Source organism: Bacteroidales bacterium, assembly GCA_016707785.1.
In the GTDB taxonomy this organism is placed as follows: Bacteria; Bacteroidota; Bacteroidia; order Bacteroidales; family UBA4417; genus UBA4417.
The window spans coordinates 1-18883 of the sequence record JADJGZ010000012.1 but is presented as its reverse complement, the minus strand read 5'-3'; the positions used below and the strand labels follow the sequence as shown (position 1 = coordinate 18883).

9 protein-coding genes are annotated in these 18883 nt (G+C 41.3%); all 9 read right to left on the bottom strand.

The annotated features are described in order from the left end of the window. Window positions 1-18 precede the first annotated feature (18 nt). Entirely contained in the window at window positions 19-2973 is a 2955-nt protein-coding gene (locus IPH84_08015; protein ID MBK7173165.1) for an SPOR domain-containing protein, read from the bottom strand. Window positions 2974-3057: 84 nt separating this feature from the next. Next, on the bottom strand, window positions 3058-3582 hold the full coding sequence (locus IPH84_08010; GenBank protein ID MBK7173164.1) for a DUF4402 domain-containing protein: 525 nt from the start codon (window positions 3580-3582) through the stop codon (window positions 3058-3060). Then, entirely contained in the window at window positions 3579-12557 is an 8979-nt protein-coding gene (locus tag IPH84_08005) for a T9SS type A sorting domain-containing protein (protein ID MBK7173163.1), read from the bottom strand. Before IPH84_08005 ends, IPH84_08010 begins: the two co-directional genes overlap by 4 nt. 79 nt (window positions 12558-12636) lie before the next feature. Continuing rightward, entirely contained in the window at window positions 12637-13998 is a 1362-nt protein-coding gene (locus IPH84_08000) for a hypothetical protein (GenBank protein ID MBK7173162.1), read from the bottom strand. Between the two features lie 46 nt (window positions 13999-14044). Continuing rightward, window positions 14045-14881 carry a molecular chaperone gene (locus IPH84_07995; GenBank protein MBK7173161.1) on the bottom strand — a complete coding sequence of 279 codons (837 nt, stop codon included), beginning with the start codon at window positions 14879-14881 and terminating at the stop codon, window positions 14045-14047. Window positions 14882-15122: 241 nt separating this feature from the next. Next, window positions 15123-15626, bottom strand: a complete 504-nt coding sequence (locus tag IPH84_07990; GenBank protein ID MBK7173160.1) for a DUF4402 domain-containing protein — start codon at window positions 15624-15626, stop codon at window positions 15123-15125. A 522-nt stretch (window positions 15627-16148) separates the two neighbouring features. Further along, window positions 16149-16667, bottom strand: coding sequence for a DUF4402 domain-containing protein (locus IPH84_07985; protein MBK7173159.1), 519 nt, complete (start codon window positions 16665-16667; stop codon window positions 16149-16151). Between the two features lie 187 nt (window positions 16668-16854). Beyond that, window positions 16855-17358: a DUF4402 domain-containing protein gene (locus tag IPH84_07980; protein ID MBK7173158.1), complete on the bottom strand. Its 504-nt coding sequence runs from the start codon at window positions 17356-17358 to the stop codon at window positions 16855-16857. A 549-nt stretch (window positions 17359-17907) separates the two neighbouring features. Further along, window positions 17908-18348 carry a hypothetical protein gene (locus IPH84_07975; GenBank protein MBK7173157.1) on the bottom strand — a complete coding sequence of 147 codons (441 nt, stop codon included), beginning with the start codon at window positions 18346-18348 and terminating at the stop codon, window positions 17908-17910. Window positions 18349-18883: the final 535 nt, after the last annotated feature.

The window sequence follows — 18883 nt, the reverse complement described above, 5'->3', positions numbered from 1 at the left end:
GATTCCGTGATAGGATCTCTATTTTATCTTAATGATATAGAAATCTTTGAATCCCCGGTTCTTTACAACCGGTAAAAAGTTATTTGCTTCCTGTCGGGATGAAAATCCTACTACATAGACCCTGTAGAAACCTGCTTCATTTCGTATAACCACTTCTTTATTAAGGGCTTCCACTAAACGTCCTTTCATTTTTTCTGCACTTTCTGAGGATTTAAAAGCGCCCATCTGAATGACGATATCTCCGGTTTTCAGTGTAAAATTATTAGTATCTGAAAACTTTTTCTCTTCAACTTTTAATGAGGTTTCGCTTACCCCTTTTTCTGTTTTCGTATTTGCAGCAGGTTCAGACTTTTGAGCTGGCCTGGTTGTATTCTCAGTATCAGCCTGTAACGGTTTCGGATCTTCTTCCTTTACAGAATTTATAACAACTTTAGTTTCCTGAGCCGTCGATTCCAGGATAAATTCCAGGTCATCTACAATATCTCCATCCTGGTCACTCATAATTTCAAAAGGAATCATTCCAGGCGAAGAATTCATTTTTACTTTACTCATCTGAACTGAATCGACCTTAGCAATGTATTTACCGGGAGGAAGCCCAAGGAAACTGAAATAACCATCTGATTCAGAAAGTGTCCTTCCAATAATATTCCCATTTTCATTCAGGAAATTGATGATAATCCTGCTTTGGCCTTTTTGTGATCTCGGACCATTCAAATATATCATTCCGGAAGCTTCTCCATAGACTGAAATCGGGACTTCCAGCCTCCTGAACTGGTTGGGATCCACGCTTACTTTAACTATTGGCTTTCTCAGCTGCCAGGCAATATTATCAAAACTGTTTTTGTCAAATTCAATAATCTGTGAAGAATAGGGCTCCAGGTCAAATATTATAATGGTTGAGTCTTTTTTATTAAATTCCATTCTACCCCCATTGGTATGCAGGTTTAACCCAATCACCCGGGGTTCGCCTGTATCCTGCTTTTCATTGCAGTTCAAATCAAGGAAAGGAATGATCGTAATGGCACCTTTGCCCATGCTTGACCTGTTTCCGGCATGCAGATAATCCGTTTTACGATCCATCATGATGGTACCACGGGCCGACTGTGTCAACATCACATTGGAATTAACCCTTCTGGCTGTAAATGCTGTTTGGGCAAAAGCAAGGTCATACTTGAACCCAAATTCCAGGTTCTGTAGTTTACTCCGGTAATTCTTCTCATAAGAAACATTCACGAATCCATGCCTGAACACATGTTTTTCAAGTCCGAATTTCAGAGATATCAGCTTATTGTTATTATACTCATATTGCACCTGGGGAATCAAAACAAAGGAAGCCGGCAACCTGAAGGATAAGGAAAGATTACTATAGGCATAGGGATGGGCTGGGTCGATAAACATTGCATAGGTGGTAATGTTTGTACTCACACCCATAATTGCCCCCGACAACATGAATTCTGCAGTAGTATAATCAGATTCCGGCAGTATAATCTGGCTCAGTGTTAATCGTGTAAAAGCAGAAATACTCCTGGCCCTGAATGGGATAGAAACAATAGCTTTACGTTCTTGCAGATAATTATAATTGATTGCCTTCTGATTTCTGTCATACTTGGCTAAATACAATTCAAATTGAAGATTCGAAGGAAGTCGGTAGGTTAGAAGCCCCTTGGTTCGAACACCATAGATATACTCACCATTTAGCAGCAAACTTGAAGCAAGCCGGAGCGAAGTATTCAGGTAAGGCATTACAGTTCCTGATTTTACCGAAGATAAATATTCAGTTCCGGCGCCAATAGTCATTCTCCTGGTAAGTCCATAATTCATACTTACCTTGGAATAGCGGCTGCTTAGACTATCCTCCACAATTCCAGCACCGGCAGTATATTGAAATTCACCGGGAGGAAGGAAACTAAAGGGGATGCTGATGTTTTGTTCCTTGATGCGTTCTTCACCCCATGGACCAAAAAACTTAAGCAAAACCGCAGAATTACCATATACAAGCGGAACTTCAAAAGTAAAAAAACCGGATGCATCAGCTTTGGTATAATCCACCAGTACATTATTCACATAAAGCTCTACAGTCCAGCCGGGTTCAGTTTTATCGCTCAGGGAATAAGTCCCGAAGGAACGACGGAATGTTGTTGGTGTATTGGTGATTTGCACTCCTACCACAGGGGCATAAATCGATGATGTAGCCTGTGATGGAATTTTCCCAGCCAATACCTGTCTGACCATGCGATGATCATTATTGGCATATCTCCAAAGATACTGCTGCTGTTTTTCTTTAAAAGGCTGATGATTATTATAAAGTAAGGAGACATTTGCCTCTCCTCCTGCGATTACACCACCCAAACCGAGGTTCAAACGGGTATCATTTCTGCCATTAATCAGTTGACTGGTAATAATTGACCAATCGGCATTCCCAAAGTGAAACCACGGATATGACCGGGGCAAAACAGTATCTGCGTTAACTTCTCCCTTTAATTTATTGATGTTCTTGCGCATCTCTTCCTGGTGCATCTCCCTGATAATCGGGAGTTCAAGTTTTGTGTCCAATATAACTCCCAGGCTCCTGAAATTGAAAAAACAATTCAATCCGAAAACCTGTCCAAAGTACCTGGTATGAAGATATAAATTCGTCTCTGTCCTGACAAAAGCACCGGCTGGTAAATTGGTGGTTACATCCTGAAGGGTAATCATGTTCGCATTATAGTCAATCAGAAATTGGGCTTTGGGACTAATGAAGAACCCGGTAATAGAATCCAGATTTGACGAAATTTGGTTTTTAATCTTAAGGAAATCAAATAATTCAGTAACAGGAAGGTATGCCTGTTCATTCATGATCACTGCAGATATTTCAATGGTCCCTACTTTTTGAACAGCCAGGTAAACAGTGATTTCATCATAATCTTCTTCATTCTGGGCTGATAAAGTAGCAGAAAGTAGTAAGATTACAGAAAGGAACAGGTATTTCATACCCCCGCCCAGCTTACTTTTAAGCAAGCTTTGTGTTTGGAAGAAAAGTAAGAAAACCTTATTCAACATCTCTGAATCATTAATTTACTCCTGGATAAATGTGATGAAGAATGTACCGCTGTAGGAGCCTGCCGGGTTGGCCAGTGCATTTCCAACATAAAGGGTTCCTCCAACTCTTACCTGTGTTAAGCCTGGTGGAGTTAGAGTATTAATAAAAGGTGATGGAGGGTCGGTTTCGCCTAAATGTAAGATCATGCTTCCTCCGTTACTGCCTGTAAGAACGATATCAGGGCCATTTAATACAGTTACAAGGGTTCCCAGGTTTGCCCCTACCTCAAATATTGCCGGGTAGTAAGCATATCCAAGGTTTGCCTGGAGAATATCTCCTGTTACCGACCTGGAACCACTGGGATATATGATAACGCTTCCACCATTGTATCCCTGGATAATCGCACCAAAGCTCAGATTCTGAAAAGTTGTGACCGACATCGGTTTGGGGGGATCTTCCTGGGCGCTTAATAAGCTGGTTTGAAACAGCAAGCTTAGGGTAAAGAAAAAGAATACCCATTTTGAACATGCAATTCCGCTGAATCTTAGTATTGTTCTCATAGGTTCGAAATGAAAATTTTTCTTGAGATAATCCCCTTGGAAGTTTGCAGGCTGATAAGATAGATCCCGGTTGGAACTTCCAAATCCAGTTCATGCGTGCCGCTACCATTGAGAGATTGATTAAATACCTGCTGACCCAGCATCGTACTTACAATTAAATTAGCCTTAGAACCCAGGGAGAGATCCATGTAAACTTTCAGTTTATGATCTGAATAATAGGCATTTAGTTGATCATTTACAGGAGGAATATGGCTGATATCCTTGTAACTGAATATCAGGCTGAACCTATCCAGGGATTCCCCTTCTGAAACAAAAGCATGGTAAGCAAATTGTTCATCAACCTGTTGGATCTCACCTGTAATTTCATCCGCCAGAAATACTTTCATCCCTGGAGGCAACATCTCTACTAACTCAGGTTTGAAATCCAGCCAATCCGACTTTGCTGATTTTACCCCGACAGGGATTATGCAACTACTGTCAATAATTGATGAGTGTGCATTAATAGAGAGCTTTTCACCTGATGTATTCAGGGTGAAAATATTGGGAACTTCCTTGTCAGTATTCAATAATTTTAGCGCATCAAATTCTGCATCAAATCCAGGTGTGGCTCCTTGTTCAAAATAAACAGCCAGGTAATCGGATTCATCAGGATTTGTGGAATAAGAAGCTGATAACCGGACCAAAGGTTTGAAGTTTTGCATTAAACCTTTATGGAAATCCGGAGTCAGGTTGTTAACTCTAACCCTGTTATCCTGACCAAAAACAGCTTGAACCGGGTAGCTTCCATCTGTAACATGGATAAAGAAACCTTGCATGGCTGGAATAACATTATCTGCATACCCATCACTGGAAATTCCATTTACATAGGAGCTGTAAGTGCCGGAATACTGATCTGTAACCCCGGCATTAAAATAATAAATGGCATTGTCAATGTTGGTCCGGGTCCATCCGTTGGCTGAATTCCAATCGACAGGAGATGGATAAGGATTTCCTACTAAATTAAATCCCAGGGTATAGGTTTGATTATGATTATACAGTGATAATGAACTATTCAGATTATTATTCACATTTCCAGTAGCTTCCAAAGTCAGTGGTGTCATACTTTCCCCAAGGTTAATGGCATAACCAGTCATCGGAAGTAAGACTCCTGACGGATTAGTGTAGTTTATCCAACCTGAAGCAGGTCGGTCCTCCTCATATCTGTAAAAATTGGGGAAATCTGCTGATAAATCCACATACTCCGATAAGGCTCCAACAGTCATCGTTTGAAACGGTGAACTAATGTACTTATAGCCAAAACCTGAAGGTATATATCGTTCAACTGTGACGGTTCCTGTTATATTTCCGCTCCCGGATCCATCGATCAATGCGGTTTGGCTGGCAGTAGATTTAAGTGTCAGGTTATTATTTGTATTCAATGGACCATTGCTTAAAACGGTACCATAAACTGACATTTCCTGGTTGTTTAAGGTCAGGCTATTCGTGCGGTGAATAGAGAAATTATTTAAAGAAGGATTTGTTGTAAATACATTATCAGGAATCACGAATGCATTCCCTGAAATATTTCCGGGTGAACCAAAGGAAAGGTTAGAACCTGGAGAAGTGGAAATTGTGCCTTCTGTTTTGAGAATAGGAGTATCTGTATTCTGCAGGGTGAACGACATATTGCCAAGAATGAACTCCCCACTTTGGAGCGCTAATTGCCCGTTGAGTAAAGTAGAATTTGTAAGAGATACTCCATTAGTATTTCCAATAATAAGATTCCTGATGATGCTCGGCAACCTGTTTCCGGTGGATTGAGCTGTTACTCCATTGAATTCAAAGTCACAATTGGTTCCAAAAGTGCTTGCTGTAGATTGAATATTTCCTTGCCCGGGAACATTCGTAATACCAGCCGGTGAAGCCATTATTAGCTTTGCTGCATTATTCATTGTATATGTCCCGGCTCCGGTAATAGCATTTAATCCGCAGTCCAGTGTACCATTCAGTGTAAATGATCTTCCTGAACTTACGGGTAAATGGTTGTTTAATGTCAATGAAGCTGTAGTGGCTACATCCCAGTTGAAATAAGTAGAAGTAAGTGTTCCCCCGGATTGGGTGAATGTTTTTCCGGCACCTTTGAAATTGAAGGTTAGAACACCGGAATTAGTATTTCTGAAGATTCCACCTGTTTGGAGGTAATTGCCTGACAGGTTCACGACTTTAGTGCCAGCTGCTCCTGAACTAAAATCAAGAATACCGCCCTGAATAATTAAATCCTTGCCAATATTAAGAGTAAGTGCAGAGGTATTTGTAAGGTAGAGCACTTTCGTACCCGTTGAGAGTACTGAAAAATTACCATTCACAGTTGTTAGTCCGCCATTGAGGTTTATATCACTGGTTTGGCCTGTAGAATTCCATGTGAAATGGCCAAAACTCTGATTCATCCCTGCAGCAATATTTAGTTGATTGGAAGATAATACTTCATAAGTCGAGTTTAGATCCCAGGTGGCTGTTGGCACAGTAATCGGATAGTTCCCGGTATAATTCAGGTTATGCTGAAATTTACCTCCATTCCCAACCAGCATAGTAGCACCCGAAGCCATTGAAACTTTATCATCCTGGTATTCCATGATACCATTAATGGTAATATCTGTACCCGGGCCATTCATGATATTGAACCACCAGTTTGAAGGACATACATTGATGGTCAACTTCCCACCGGCATCAATCGTAACTTCATCCACGTTGAAATAACCCGCTGTTGCGGTAACAGTAACTGTATAAGGACTGCAAATGGTTATCGTACCATCCAGGGAAGTGGGTGCTGCTGCTGCTGCCACCCAACTGCCTGCCCTGTATATTTCCCATGTAGCAGCTTTGTCCCAGTCACCATTCGCTTTAGAACGATAATTTGCATAAACTGTAATTGATGTGCTAATGCAGTTGGAATAACAGGTACCATTCTCCCATCTGGCATAATATGTTGTTGTAACTGAGGGTGGATCAACAGATAAAGGGCTGCCTGTCCCAATCGGGGAACCTGAGCCACAAGCATTGGTATACCAGGTAAGCACAGCCCCACTTCCGCCCCCGCCACTGGCAGTGAGCGTGATAGGTGTGGAATGATCTGAATAAATAGCTGTCGGACTTGAAAGGATTGATGTTGGAACCGTTGGTGTTTGATTAACGGTCACACCAATGGAATTGGAGGTTGCCGGGTTCCCTGAAGTACAAGTGAGGTTGGAGGTCAGTATACAAGTAATTGCATCAGCATTCACCAGGGTAGCATCAGTGTAACTTGTCGAATTCGCTCCAACATTCACCCCATTTTTCTTCCACTGATAACCTGGACTACTTCCTCCATTTGTAGGAGTAGCAGTAAAAGTGACACTGCCACCACTGCATATGATATTGCCCGGGTCAGAAGAAATCAATACGCTGACAGGAAGGTTCGGATTTACCGTCATCGTTATCGGGTTGGATGTTGCAGGATTTCCTGTTGAACAGGTCGCATTTGAGGTTAGAATACAACTCACCACATCATTATTGCTCAAACCTGAAGTTACAAAAGAGGCAGAATTTGTACCTGCATTTGTCCCATTCACTTTCCATTGATAAGTGGGAGATGCCCCTCCATTAGCAGGTGTGGCACTAAAAGTCGCACTACTGCCAGAACAAATAGGATTAGCAGAAACTGCGATCGAAACACTAACAGGTAAATTGGGATTCACCGTCATGGTTATACTGTTTGATGTCGCAGGATTTCCTGTCGCACAAGTCGCATCTGATGTAAGCACACAGGTTACCACATCGGCATCTGCCAATATTGAGCTTGAATATACCGGGTTGTTAGTGCCTACATTAACACCATTCAGTTTCCATTGATAAATCGGGGTAGTCCCGCCATTGGTTGGAGTGGCTGTAAAAGTTACACTGGTTCCGGAACATATAGGGTTCGAAGATGCTACAATAGATACACTGACAGGTAAATTTGGATTTACTGTCATTGTGATCGAATTGGAAGTCGCTGGATTTCCTGTTGCACAGGTTGCATTGGATGTCAGAATGCAGCTCACCACATCATTATTAACCAAACTTGAACTGCTGTAGGTGGCTGAATTGCTCCCAACATTGGAACCATTCACCTGCCATTGAAAACCGGGTGTTGTCCCACCATTTACCGGTGTTGCTGTAAACGTTGTATTGCTACCTGAACAAATTGGGTTTTCGGAAACTGATATGGATACACTGACAGGTAAGTTGGGATTTACAGTCATGGTTATCGAGTTGGAAGTTGCAGGATTTCCTGTCGCACAGCCAATATTTGATGTCATTACACAATTAACAATGTCTCCATTTTCCAATGTGGAATTTGAATAAGAGCTACTATTTGTCCCAACATTAATCCCATTCAATTTCCACTGGTAGGATGGTGATGATCCCCCATTTGTCGGGACTGCAGTGAATGTGACACTGGTTCCTGAACAGATGGTAGTAGCTGAGGCAGAAATACTAATACTTACGCTCAGATTAGGATTTACCGTCATTGTAACGGAATTTGAACTTGCAGGATTTCCTGTTGCACAAGTTGCATTTGATGTTAGAACACAACTTACCTGGTCATTATTTGCGAGACTTGCATTAACATAGGTGCTGGTATTCGTCCCAACATTACTTCCATTTAGTTTCCATTGATAACCTGGTGAAGATCCGCCATTCGTCGGTGTTGCAGTAAAAGTAACACTGGTTCCAGGGCAGATCGTAGTTGCTGAAGCTGCAATACTGATACTTACCGGAAGATTGGGATTCACAGTCATGGTCACCAGGTTTGATGTCGCCGGTGAACCGGATACACAAACTGCATTTGAGGTCATTATACAGGAAACCACATCATTATTGACCAGGGACGATGATGTGAAAGTTGAGCTATTTGTGCCAACTGTACTTCCATTTACTTTCCATGAATAAACAGGGGCCGCCCCTCCATTGACAGGAGTGGCAGTAAAGGTTACACTGGTACCTGAGCATATGGTAGAAGATGAAGCACTAACAGAAACACTTGCCGGCAAGATTGGATTCACAGTAATTGAAACCGCATTTGATGTTGCAGGACTTCCAGTGGCACAAGTGGCATTAGAAGTCATTATACAACTTATTATATCATTGTTTACCAATGAAGAAGAAGTATAAGTTGAACTATTGGACCCGGTATTGTTACCATTAAGCTTCCACTGATAAACAGGTGATGCTCCTCCGTTTATTGGAACTGCAGTAAAAGTGACACTTGTACCGGAACAAATATTGGTTGATGAAGCTGATATTGTAACACTGGCAGGAAGGTTCGGATTCACGGTCATGGTTACCAGGTTCGAGGAAGCCGGACTGCCTGTTGCGCAGGTCGCACTGGAAGCCAATTCACATTTTACCTGATCACCATTCACTAAAGAAGCATTTGAATATGTTGCAGAATTGGTCCCAACAACGCTGCCATTTAATTTCCATTGATAAGTTGGAGAAGCCCCCCCATTAACTGCGGTTGCAGTGTAGGTAACATTTGTCCCGGAGCAGATGGTTGTTGCTGATGCTGATACAGTAACAGAAACCGGGAGATTAGGATTCACAGTTATTGTAACTGAATTTGATGTTGCGGGACTTCCACTGACGCAAGTAGCATTAGAAGTTAAAACGCAACTTACAATATCTGAATTCACCAATGCACTATTTGAATAGGTAGTTGAATTGGTCCCCACATTATTCCCATTTAATTTCCACTGGTAGGTTGGTGTTGAGCCGCCATTGGTTGGTGTTGCAGTAAAAGTAACACTGGTTCCGGAACAAACAGGGTTGGATGAGGCTGATATTGCGACACTTGCAGGAAGTACAGGGTTTACTGTCATAGTAACCGTGTTAGAGGTAGCCGGACTACCTGTCGCACAAGTTGCATTTGAAGTGATTACACAACTGATGGTATTCCCATTGGCAAGAGCACTGTTTGAATATGTTGTGCTGTTGGTCCCCACATTAGAGCCATTCAGCTTCCACTGATAAGAAGGTGATGATCCTCCATTGGTTGGAGTTGCTGTGAATGTAACATTGGTTCCGGAACAGATGGTGGTTGATGATGCAGAAACACTTATACTGACAGGAAGATTTGGGTTGACTGTCATGGTTACTGCATTCGAAGTAGCCGGACTGCTGGTGGCACAGGTAGCATTGGATGTTAAAATACAGGTTACAACATCATTGTTTACCAATGAAGAGTTCGTATATGTTGAACTATTTGAACCAACATTGCTTCCATTCAACTTCCACTGATAGGAAGGCGTTGAACCCCCATTCACCGGGGTTGCCGTAAAAGTTACGTTTGTACCGGAACATATAGTTGTTGCAGAACCGGCAATACTGATACTCACTGGTAGATTCGGGTTAACAATCATCGTAACAGTGTTGGATGTCGCCGGACTGCCTGTCGCGCAGGTAGCATTGGATGTTAACTGGCATGTGATTGTGTTCCCGTTTGCCAGTGAACTATTGCTATATGTAGTACTATTCGTTCCCACATTGGACCCATTAAGCTTCCATTGATAACTTGGCGAGGAACCACCATTCGTAGGGGTAGCTGTAAAAGTGACACTGGTTCCGGAACAGATAGTTGTGGCTGAAGCAGAGACACTGACACTAACCGGAAGGTTGGGATTTACAGTCATAGTGACTGTATTCGATGTTGAAGGACTCCCGGTTGCACAAGTAGCATTTGAGGTCATGACACAAGTCACGGTATTGCCATTTGCGAGCGAACTGTTGGAATAGGTTGAGCTGTTGGTTCCAACATTTGATCCATTTACTTTCCATTGATAGGTTGGAGATGAACCTCCATTGGCAGGAGTGGCAGTAAAAGTGACATTGGTACCCGAACATATTGTTGTGGCTGATGCGGCGATGGAAACAGACGCTGCTAACACAGGCATCACTGTCATGATTATAGGATCTGAAGTCGCCGGACTTCCAGAAATGCAGCTGGCATTTGAGGTTAAAGTGCAAGTAATAATATCATAATTCGATAATCCGGCAGTACTGTATGTAGAACTATTTGAACCTACATTATTACCATTCACTTTCCATACATAAGTAGGTGAGCTTCCTCCATTTACTGGTGTAGCTGTGAATGTAACGATTGTACCTGAGCAAACCGGATTTGAAGAGGCAGTAATACTCACATTGACGGGAAGATCCGGATTTACAGTCATTGTGAGGGAATTAGAGGTTGCGGGATTCCCTGTCACGCAAATGGCATTGGAAATGAGGACACAGGTTATTTCATCATTATTCGATAATGAACTACTTGTATAAGTTGAATTATTTGATCCAACATTAATACCATTCACTTTCCATTGGAAAGTAGGATTTTCTCCTCCATTTTCTGAAATGGCTGAAAATGTAACATTTGATCCTTCACAAATTGAAGTGGTAGTCGTTTCAATGATGATCGAGGTAAGCTCATTCTCAATCACTAAAACATTAGTACTATCGGAGGAGTTGCAACCATTGAGTGATGTCGAAGTAACAAAATAAGATGTATTAGCCTCAGGGTTTACATTAATTGTTGCATTATCCGCTGAAGGTATTCCAGAACCGGCAGGTAATCCTGCAGTAGATATTGGAGTTGCAGTCCAACTGTATAAATAATTATTATTAACAGGTGTCCCGGTCAAACTGACATTATCAATTGCCCAATAATACCCCCACAGTGCATAATAATGAAATCGGATATAAACTGTCGGATAACCAATATAATCATTCAGGTTGTGGATAGCATTGGAAAAAGATGTAGAAGAGCCAACCGTATAATTATAAGTATAAAAATCTGTCCAATTGGATCCATCTGTGGAAACTTGAATTTTTCCGTATTCACCAGGTAAGTATACCCTGAAATGATGATAAAAACTTAATGTCAGTGAACTGTAACCAGTAGTATTCACTGGTGGTGATTGCAGTATTGTAGAAGTAGTAGAACCATTCCCGGGAGCATCACTGTTGGAAAAATAGAACTGGCTGTAATCATTGGAGTGAATTGTCCCGCTATAAGCAGTCACATAACCATCAGGACGAAGATACCAGGCTGCTTCATCAAATATACCATTAACTGAATTATTAATTGTCAGCCAATTATTTGTACTCTCATTGAAGTTTTCATTTAAAAGGTTAGCTTCAGGTGACTCAGGGGAGCTACTCGCAGAAAGAACAACTTCATTTCCTGAACAAACTGAAGATAGATTTGAATTTACAATTACTTCAGGGGGAGCAAAACCAATGACTGGAATTGAAATGCTTGGTCCGTTCCCACATAAATTATAGGGTATAACATGGATATATCCGGTACTTTCATAAGGTACTACCACTATCGAGTTAGTATTTCCTCCACCTGTTTGTATCCATCCTTCCGGCAATTGCCATGTATAATTTACATCCTGAATCTGGTTTACTGAGTAACTAAGATCTCCATCATTTAAACATGCATAATTTTCACCTGTAATAGCAGATGGTTGATTTGGCACAGTGGAGATAGTAACATTAAGAGTACTTGCTGTTCCGATTCTGCAACCATTATTAGCTGATACTTCGATTATTCCGCCAACATTGCCTGCATGTACGGCTATTGAAGATGTTCCCTGGCCTGATGTAATTGCCCATCCGGAAGGTACTGTCCATAAATAGCTATATCCATTATTACTTTCTATTGAGTAAATAATATCTTCAGCCCCTGGACAAGGTGCGGTGATTCCTATAATTGTACCTGGAGCTGAAGGTTCGACGCACTCCCCAACCTGAAAGTCACCAAAAAAGGATACTCCCGTTGCCACACTACTTGTTTCTGAAAGTGTACCTACTACAGGATAATTCCAATTCTCATCAGAATAATTACCAATTACAAATGAAGTATAAGTGGCACCTGCATCAATGTCATTTAAATTGAAATTAAATGTACTACTCATAGGATGAATAACCAGATACTCCATTGTTGTTTAATGTCCAATCCTATTAACACTCAAAGTGGGTTAAATAATGAAGAATTTATACTTGGATGATCTGTTGGATTGGTTGAAGCTGAAATTGATCCCGACCTGATAGTGCTTCCCCTGAGAACGTAATTGTTAAAGGTGTATAATCCTGGCTATCATCTCCCTCAAAATGAACTGGAGACAGTATTCGCTGGTATTCCTTTTTCCAGATTACCATTGATATATTTTGAGGAACCTGCACCAGATAGGATTGCAGAATTCCCATTTGTAATACATTGGATCCTGTCGAAATTATTCCATTAGAAAGAGTAAGTGTTCCATTTACAATTTCATTAGCAGTTCCTGAAAATGTAATTCCTGCTGTATTATTAATTGTTAAGTTATTGAATAATATAGCACTTTCTCCTGCCAGGTTTTGATTAGAGGATCCGTTGAATGTGACAGTAGCAGACCCGGGAATAAAAGTGCCATCATTTGTTATATCTTTGGAAAGGGTCAGATTATAATTGCCACTTGCAAGGGTACTACCTGATGCTATAACCAAAGGAGAATTCACCACTTTTGCCGCATTCAGTGTGATTGTTCCTGTATTGTCAATTATGATCCCTCCTGCGGCAACAAATGTAGAGAACCACTCAGCCCCGGCTGACCTGGATGTGGAAGTATTATATTTCAACGTGGCATTGGCCCCATAGGTTATTGTACCGGAAATAGTGGCAGTACCCTCCATGCATAATGTTCCATTAACAGTGGCTGACGACTCGGTTTTAGTCCCACTTCCCGCTAATGTCAGGTTATAATAACTATAATTTCCGATAGTCTGATTACCGGAAGCATTATATCTTACTGTTCCAGTAGCTGCTGTAAGTGTGCCGGCAGTTCCACTCATGAAAGTCCCATTCACACTAATGAGACCGGCACCTGTAAAAGTGACCCTTGAACTGACGCCTAATGTTGTAATGTTGCCGGTTGCGGTAATTGTACCCGTAGAAAGTGAAACCGTTGAAATCCTGGTACTTGTTGTAGCCTGAATAGCCAGCGATACACATGAAAGAGAACCGGCATTAACTGCAAGTGTGTTACTCAAACTTGTTGAACTAGGTCGTTGAACGGTGACATTGCCTGATACTGTCAGTGTATTGGTTCCACTAATGGTTAGTAAGGCCGCTCCGGATGTTCCGGTTGTAAAGTTAATGGAGGCACAAACTGCTGCTACATTAACCGTAACTGTAACACCACTATTAATGACTACTGCATCAGCTGATGTAGGAACAGCATTCCCACCCCATGTAGTCGTACTATTCCAGTTCCCTGATGCTGAAGCTGTTCGTGTAGCGGCATTTAACCGGCTACAAAACAGCAACCCAATTGGGATAATAAGAATCAGAATTCTTAACTGGTAATATCTACTCATAGGTTGAAGCAATAATGATGAGTTCAGGAACAAATTTTCTTTGTTTTCACTTAAGAATGCACTCCCCCTCAGCAAGCTTTTCAGGCTTTTGCTCAGATTGAGTAGAATAGGTGACTAATAATTTCCCCTGACGGTAATCCACCCCTTCCACTTTCCGGAGATCCATTTTGAAGCGCCGAATTGAATTAGGTGTGTACACCGCAATACCTTTTACCACTCCTACTTCCGTGATCTTCCCATCAGGAGCAGAATAGTTTACCTTAACATCTCCGTAAACCGACATATTACCGGTACGGTTAAATGCCAGGTTTAACCTTGCTAGTGTATCATCCAGCATTTCAAATTTCAATTCTGAGAAGGAGACATTTGTGGTAGATTCACCAACCCGAATTATTACCGGGATGGTAATTCCGAAGATGGGCACCAATCGTACGGAAATCCCCGTTGAATCAGGTGTATTATCCTCTTCTCCCAGGGCTTTTTCAATAGGTACTGCCCTGAAATAAACATGAGATCTGTATTCCCCGGGAGTTAAGAGATTGGTCTTGGTTAATTGCATTTTAACTACCTGCGCTTCATTAGGAGCAAGAGTCACACTTCTCGGGAAAAACCGAATATACTTATCGGCAAAATTTTGGCCTGCATCAGGTTCTGCAATTTCTTCAAATGAGCCATCTTCCTTCATCCTGTATTGAACTATTGAAACATTGTACCTTGCAGTATCCTTACCTGTATTAGCAAGATTCAATTCCTGCGTTTTTGTTGCCCCCTCAAAGACAACTCTTCTGGGCGTTATCAGTAAGTTTCCCTGGGCTAAAGCTTTGTCAATCAGGGTTGTTGACAGAAGCAAAGTAAGTATCACAAGCAGTGGGATACGAGTCATCAACTTGCTTAAAGATCTAGTGTGCAATGTGCTTTCTTTTTTCATAACCATTTCTTATCAAAAACAATAGAGGCTCCAACATCTATTGAGGCCTAATATTAATTGCTTTGAAGGTCATTTGTAATAAAGAAAAACCAGATGAATTAAATCACTCTGGAACAAGGGGAATTCATCACACCTGGAAACAAAAAAAACGCTGCCAGCGGCAGCGTTTCCTCCATCTCTCTGTTTATCTTAATGCTTAGTTGTAGTTAACTGTTACAAACAAGCTGGATTCATTTGTATAAGTTCCTGCAGCCTGGGCAGCACCTACATTCAGGGTAGCTCCTACTTTTACTTCCTGGCTGCCATTGTTCAGGGCGCCTGTGTTGGAAGGGGTGCTTACAAAGTTTTCAACGGTCATTGTACCTGATGGACTGGTCAATGTGATGGCTGAAGAAGGTAAAGTGATAGAGTATGTGCTGTTGCCTTCTCCGGTTACTGTGAATGAAGCGGCTGAAACAGTTCCTGTTACTACGGGGAGGGTAACTCCACCGGTCTTGGTGCGTGCTCCTGAAGTTGGGAGAACAACGGTACCGCCTAATGTTGGACTAACGGCGATGTTACCGAAATTCATATCTACATCTTTTTCAATGGCGATCGGGGTGATGATGGTTGCTGTGGTTGAAGCGGTTGCGGTAACCTGAGCGAAAGAAGTGGCAGTGAATCCGAGAACGATGATAGCGAGGGCGAGTAAGTTTTTCATTGGAGTAGAGTTTTTTGAGTGAGGTTAGTTTTTGTGAGTTCGTTGTTGTGCCATATCTATTTCCAAAGTCGTGCCAAAGGGAAAAATAAATGAAAAATGTAAAATGAAAAATGAAAAAATCAAAATGAAAAGTATGTAACAACTTAATATACAATGAATTAAAAATTTGTAAATATTTTTGAGAAAAATGCCTTTATCATAGTATGTATAAAAATCATGGAGGGAGGATGTAAGATTTTTTATCATCATGTAAAATAATCTACATGCCTGCGGTGGGAAAATATGGACACGAGTTAACGAATAGGTAATTAATTTTCGTTTCAATCCACCGCCCATCCGTTTGATCCGCGTTCCTTTTTGGACAGCCAGCGCCCCAAGGTGGAGTCTCTAACACATTTTGCATTTTACAATTTGCAATTTTCATTTTGCATTAAAAAAAGAAACACCGGAGAACATGACTAACTCCGGTGCACATCTGTCGCCAAACAAGCAAAAGGCAACTTCTGAAAAAAGTATCTTGTATTAGTTATAGGCAAAAGTGATAAAGTAAGTACCAGTGTAATTTCCGACCGGGTTATCATTCATGGATCCAACAACAAGGGTTGCACCTACTTTTACTTCAAGTGTACCCCCTATTAGTACTCCCGCTCCTATGCCGGGGGCTGGGTTGGATTGCCAATCTTTAACGATCATGGTTTTTGTACCGGTACTATTGGTGAGTAATGATTGTCCGGAAGGTAAGCTGATGCTGAAAGTAGCCTGGTCCTCTCCTGTGATGATAAAGCTTCCATTGCTATGTCCCCCTCCGCTTAGCACGACGCTGCCATTGACAGATCTCATGCCCTGGGGTGAAAGATGAATTTCACCTCCATTGGTTTCCGGGGAGAACTTCCCGAAGCTTAGTTGCGAATTCTCCGTAGCTGTCAGGGCTGCAATCACCTCAGCGAACATGCTGGCTGCTACTCCCGTCTGGGCCTGGGCCCGGATTCCAACTATGATAAGCAGGAGTGTTATGGTGATATATTGGAGAATGAATTTCATTGAATGTATGGAGTAATTATTTGTATGTAAATCTTTAGTTATTGATCAGGGAATTGATTTTACAATTGCTGTTTGCCGATGAATTGACAATGCTGCTGAAGTGAATAGTGAAAATCCAGTGATTACTTTTTTAAAGCGTAGATACAAGGAGAACCTTGTATCTACGGGGGTTTTTGGTTGTTATATCTTAGTTGTAGTTAACCGTTACGAATAAGCTGGATTCGTTGGTGTAAGTTCCTGCAGCCTGGGCAGCACCTACATTCAGGGTAGCTCCTACTTTTACTTCCTGGCTGCCATTGTTCAGGGCGCCTGTGTTGGAAGGGGTGCTTACAAAGTTTTCAACGGTCATTGTACCTGATGGACTGGTCAATGTGATGGCTGAAGAAGGTAAAGTGATAGAGTATGTGCTGTTGCCTTCTCCGGTTACTGTGAATGAAGCGGCTGAAACGGTTCCTGTTACTACGGGGAGGGTAACTCCACCGGTCTTTGTGCGTGCTCCTGAAGTTGGGAGAACAACGGTACCGCCTAATGTTGGACTAACGGCGATGTTACCGAAATTCATATCTACATCTTTTTCAATGGCGATCGGGGTGATGATGGTTGCTGTGGTTGAAGCAGTTGCTGTTACCTGTGCGAAAGAAGTGGCAGTGAATCCGAGAACGATGATAGCGAGGGCGAGTAAGTTTTTCATTGGAGTAGAGTTTTTTGAGTGAGGTTAGTTTTTGTGAGTTCGTTGTTGTGCCATATCTATTTCCAAAGTCGTGCCAAAGAGCAAAAATGAATGAAAAATGCAAAATGCAAAATGAAAAAATTAAAATGAAAAATATTTAATGGCTTAATTTACAATGTCTTAAAAGAGTAGAAATATTTTGAAGAAAATTATGGGAACTATCGGTCGAATAAAAAAAAGTAAGGGTGGGTGTAAGATTTTTTATCGCCGTGTAAAATAATCTACATGCCTGCGGTAGGGAAAATGGTAGTTAAATGGTAGATAATGGAACACGAATGCCACGAATTGAACCACGAATTTTCACGAATAAATAGTGCTAATTGTAAATTTATCCGTTTTAATCCGCGTAGTAATCCGTCCGCCAGCCGGCGGATCCGCGTTCCATTAAGACTGCCAGCGCATTTTGAACTTTGCATTTTGCATTCTACATTTTGCATTAATAAAAAACACCGGCACTCATAAGGGTGCCGGTGCATATAGAAAAGCTGAACAACGTCGGTAAGAAGGAGGCTAGTTGTAAGCAAATACCAGTGTATATGAACCCTGGTAGAGACCGGAAGCCTGGTTGGAGGCCAATAATGCTTTTCCGGCAAGTTCGATGGTTTGACTGCCATCAATTCTTTGTGATTCGCGGGCACCGGTATAGGTAGCAACAGGTTCTACTGTAAACCCATTACCAGATTGATCCGATAATGAAGCAGACTTCAAAGTAAGGTTGCAGGCTACATCAACACCTGAATTGAGTTCGATGGTTCCCAGTGCCACATTTTCTGACCTGGCAGAGTTTAGATTGACAAGGTTAAAATCGGTAGAAATAGAAGAAGAAGCACTAACAGCTTCTACTACTTCAGCCGAGATATGACCTACAGCAATTGTTTGACCGAAAACATGGTTGAAAGTTGAGTTAAGGCTAAAAATTATGATTGCCGGGAGGAGTAGACGAGTAATCATAGGTAAGATTTTTTACGTAGACAATAACTCACTTGTGAAATACAATGTAAATATACATCAAAAAAAGACGTTTTCGACAAATGTGTAAAATAATTATTTACACTTAAGTATCATTTTAATAAATATATACACAATTGTCAATAGCTAAAATTTAACTTATATGCTTTATAAACAATATTTTAAGTATATGTTAATTCTATTTATTACACAATTTGATGTTTTTAAAAATATTTGACGTTTTAGGATAAAAAGTAAAAGTAATCAACAAGTGTAAACTTATTTTACTGCTGGCGATTCGATCAACACATTATTGGCCGCTTCTGATTATAATATGATGAAATGGATCAGGATGAAGAAGAAAGACCCTCGCTGGCGCGCGTCTCCTGACGCGTGACCCCGCTGGCGCGCGTCTCCTGACGCGTGACTATAGGTTTTTACCGACCCCTAAAATGGCATTGGTAAATATCCAACTCTCCAGATTATTGAAAAATGTCGATTAAAAGGTAACAACATACACTTCATCACCATTAAATAT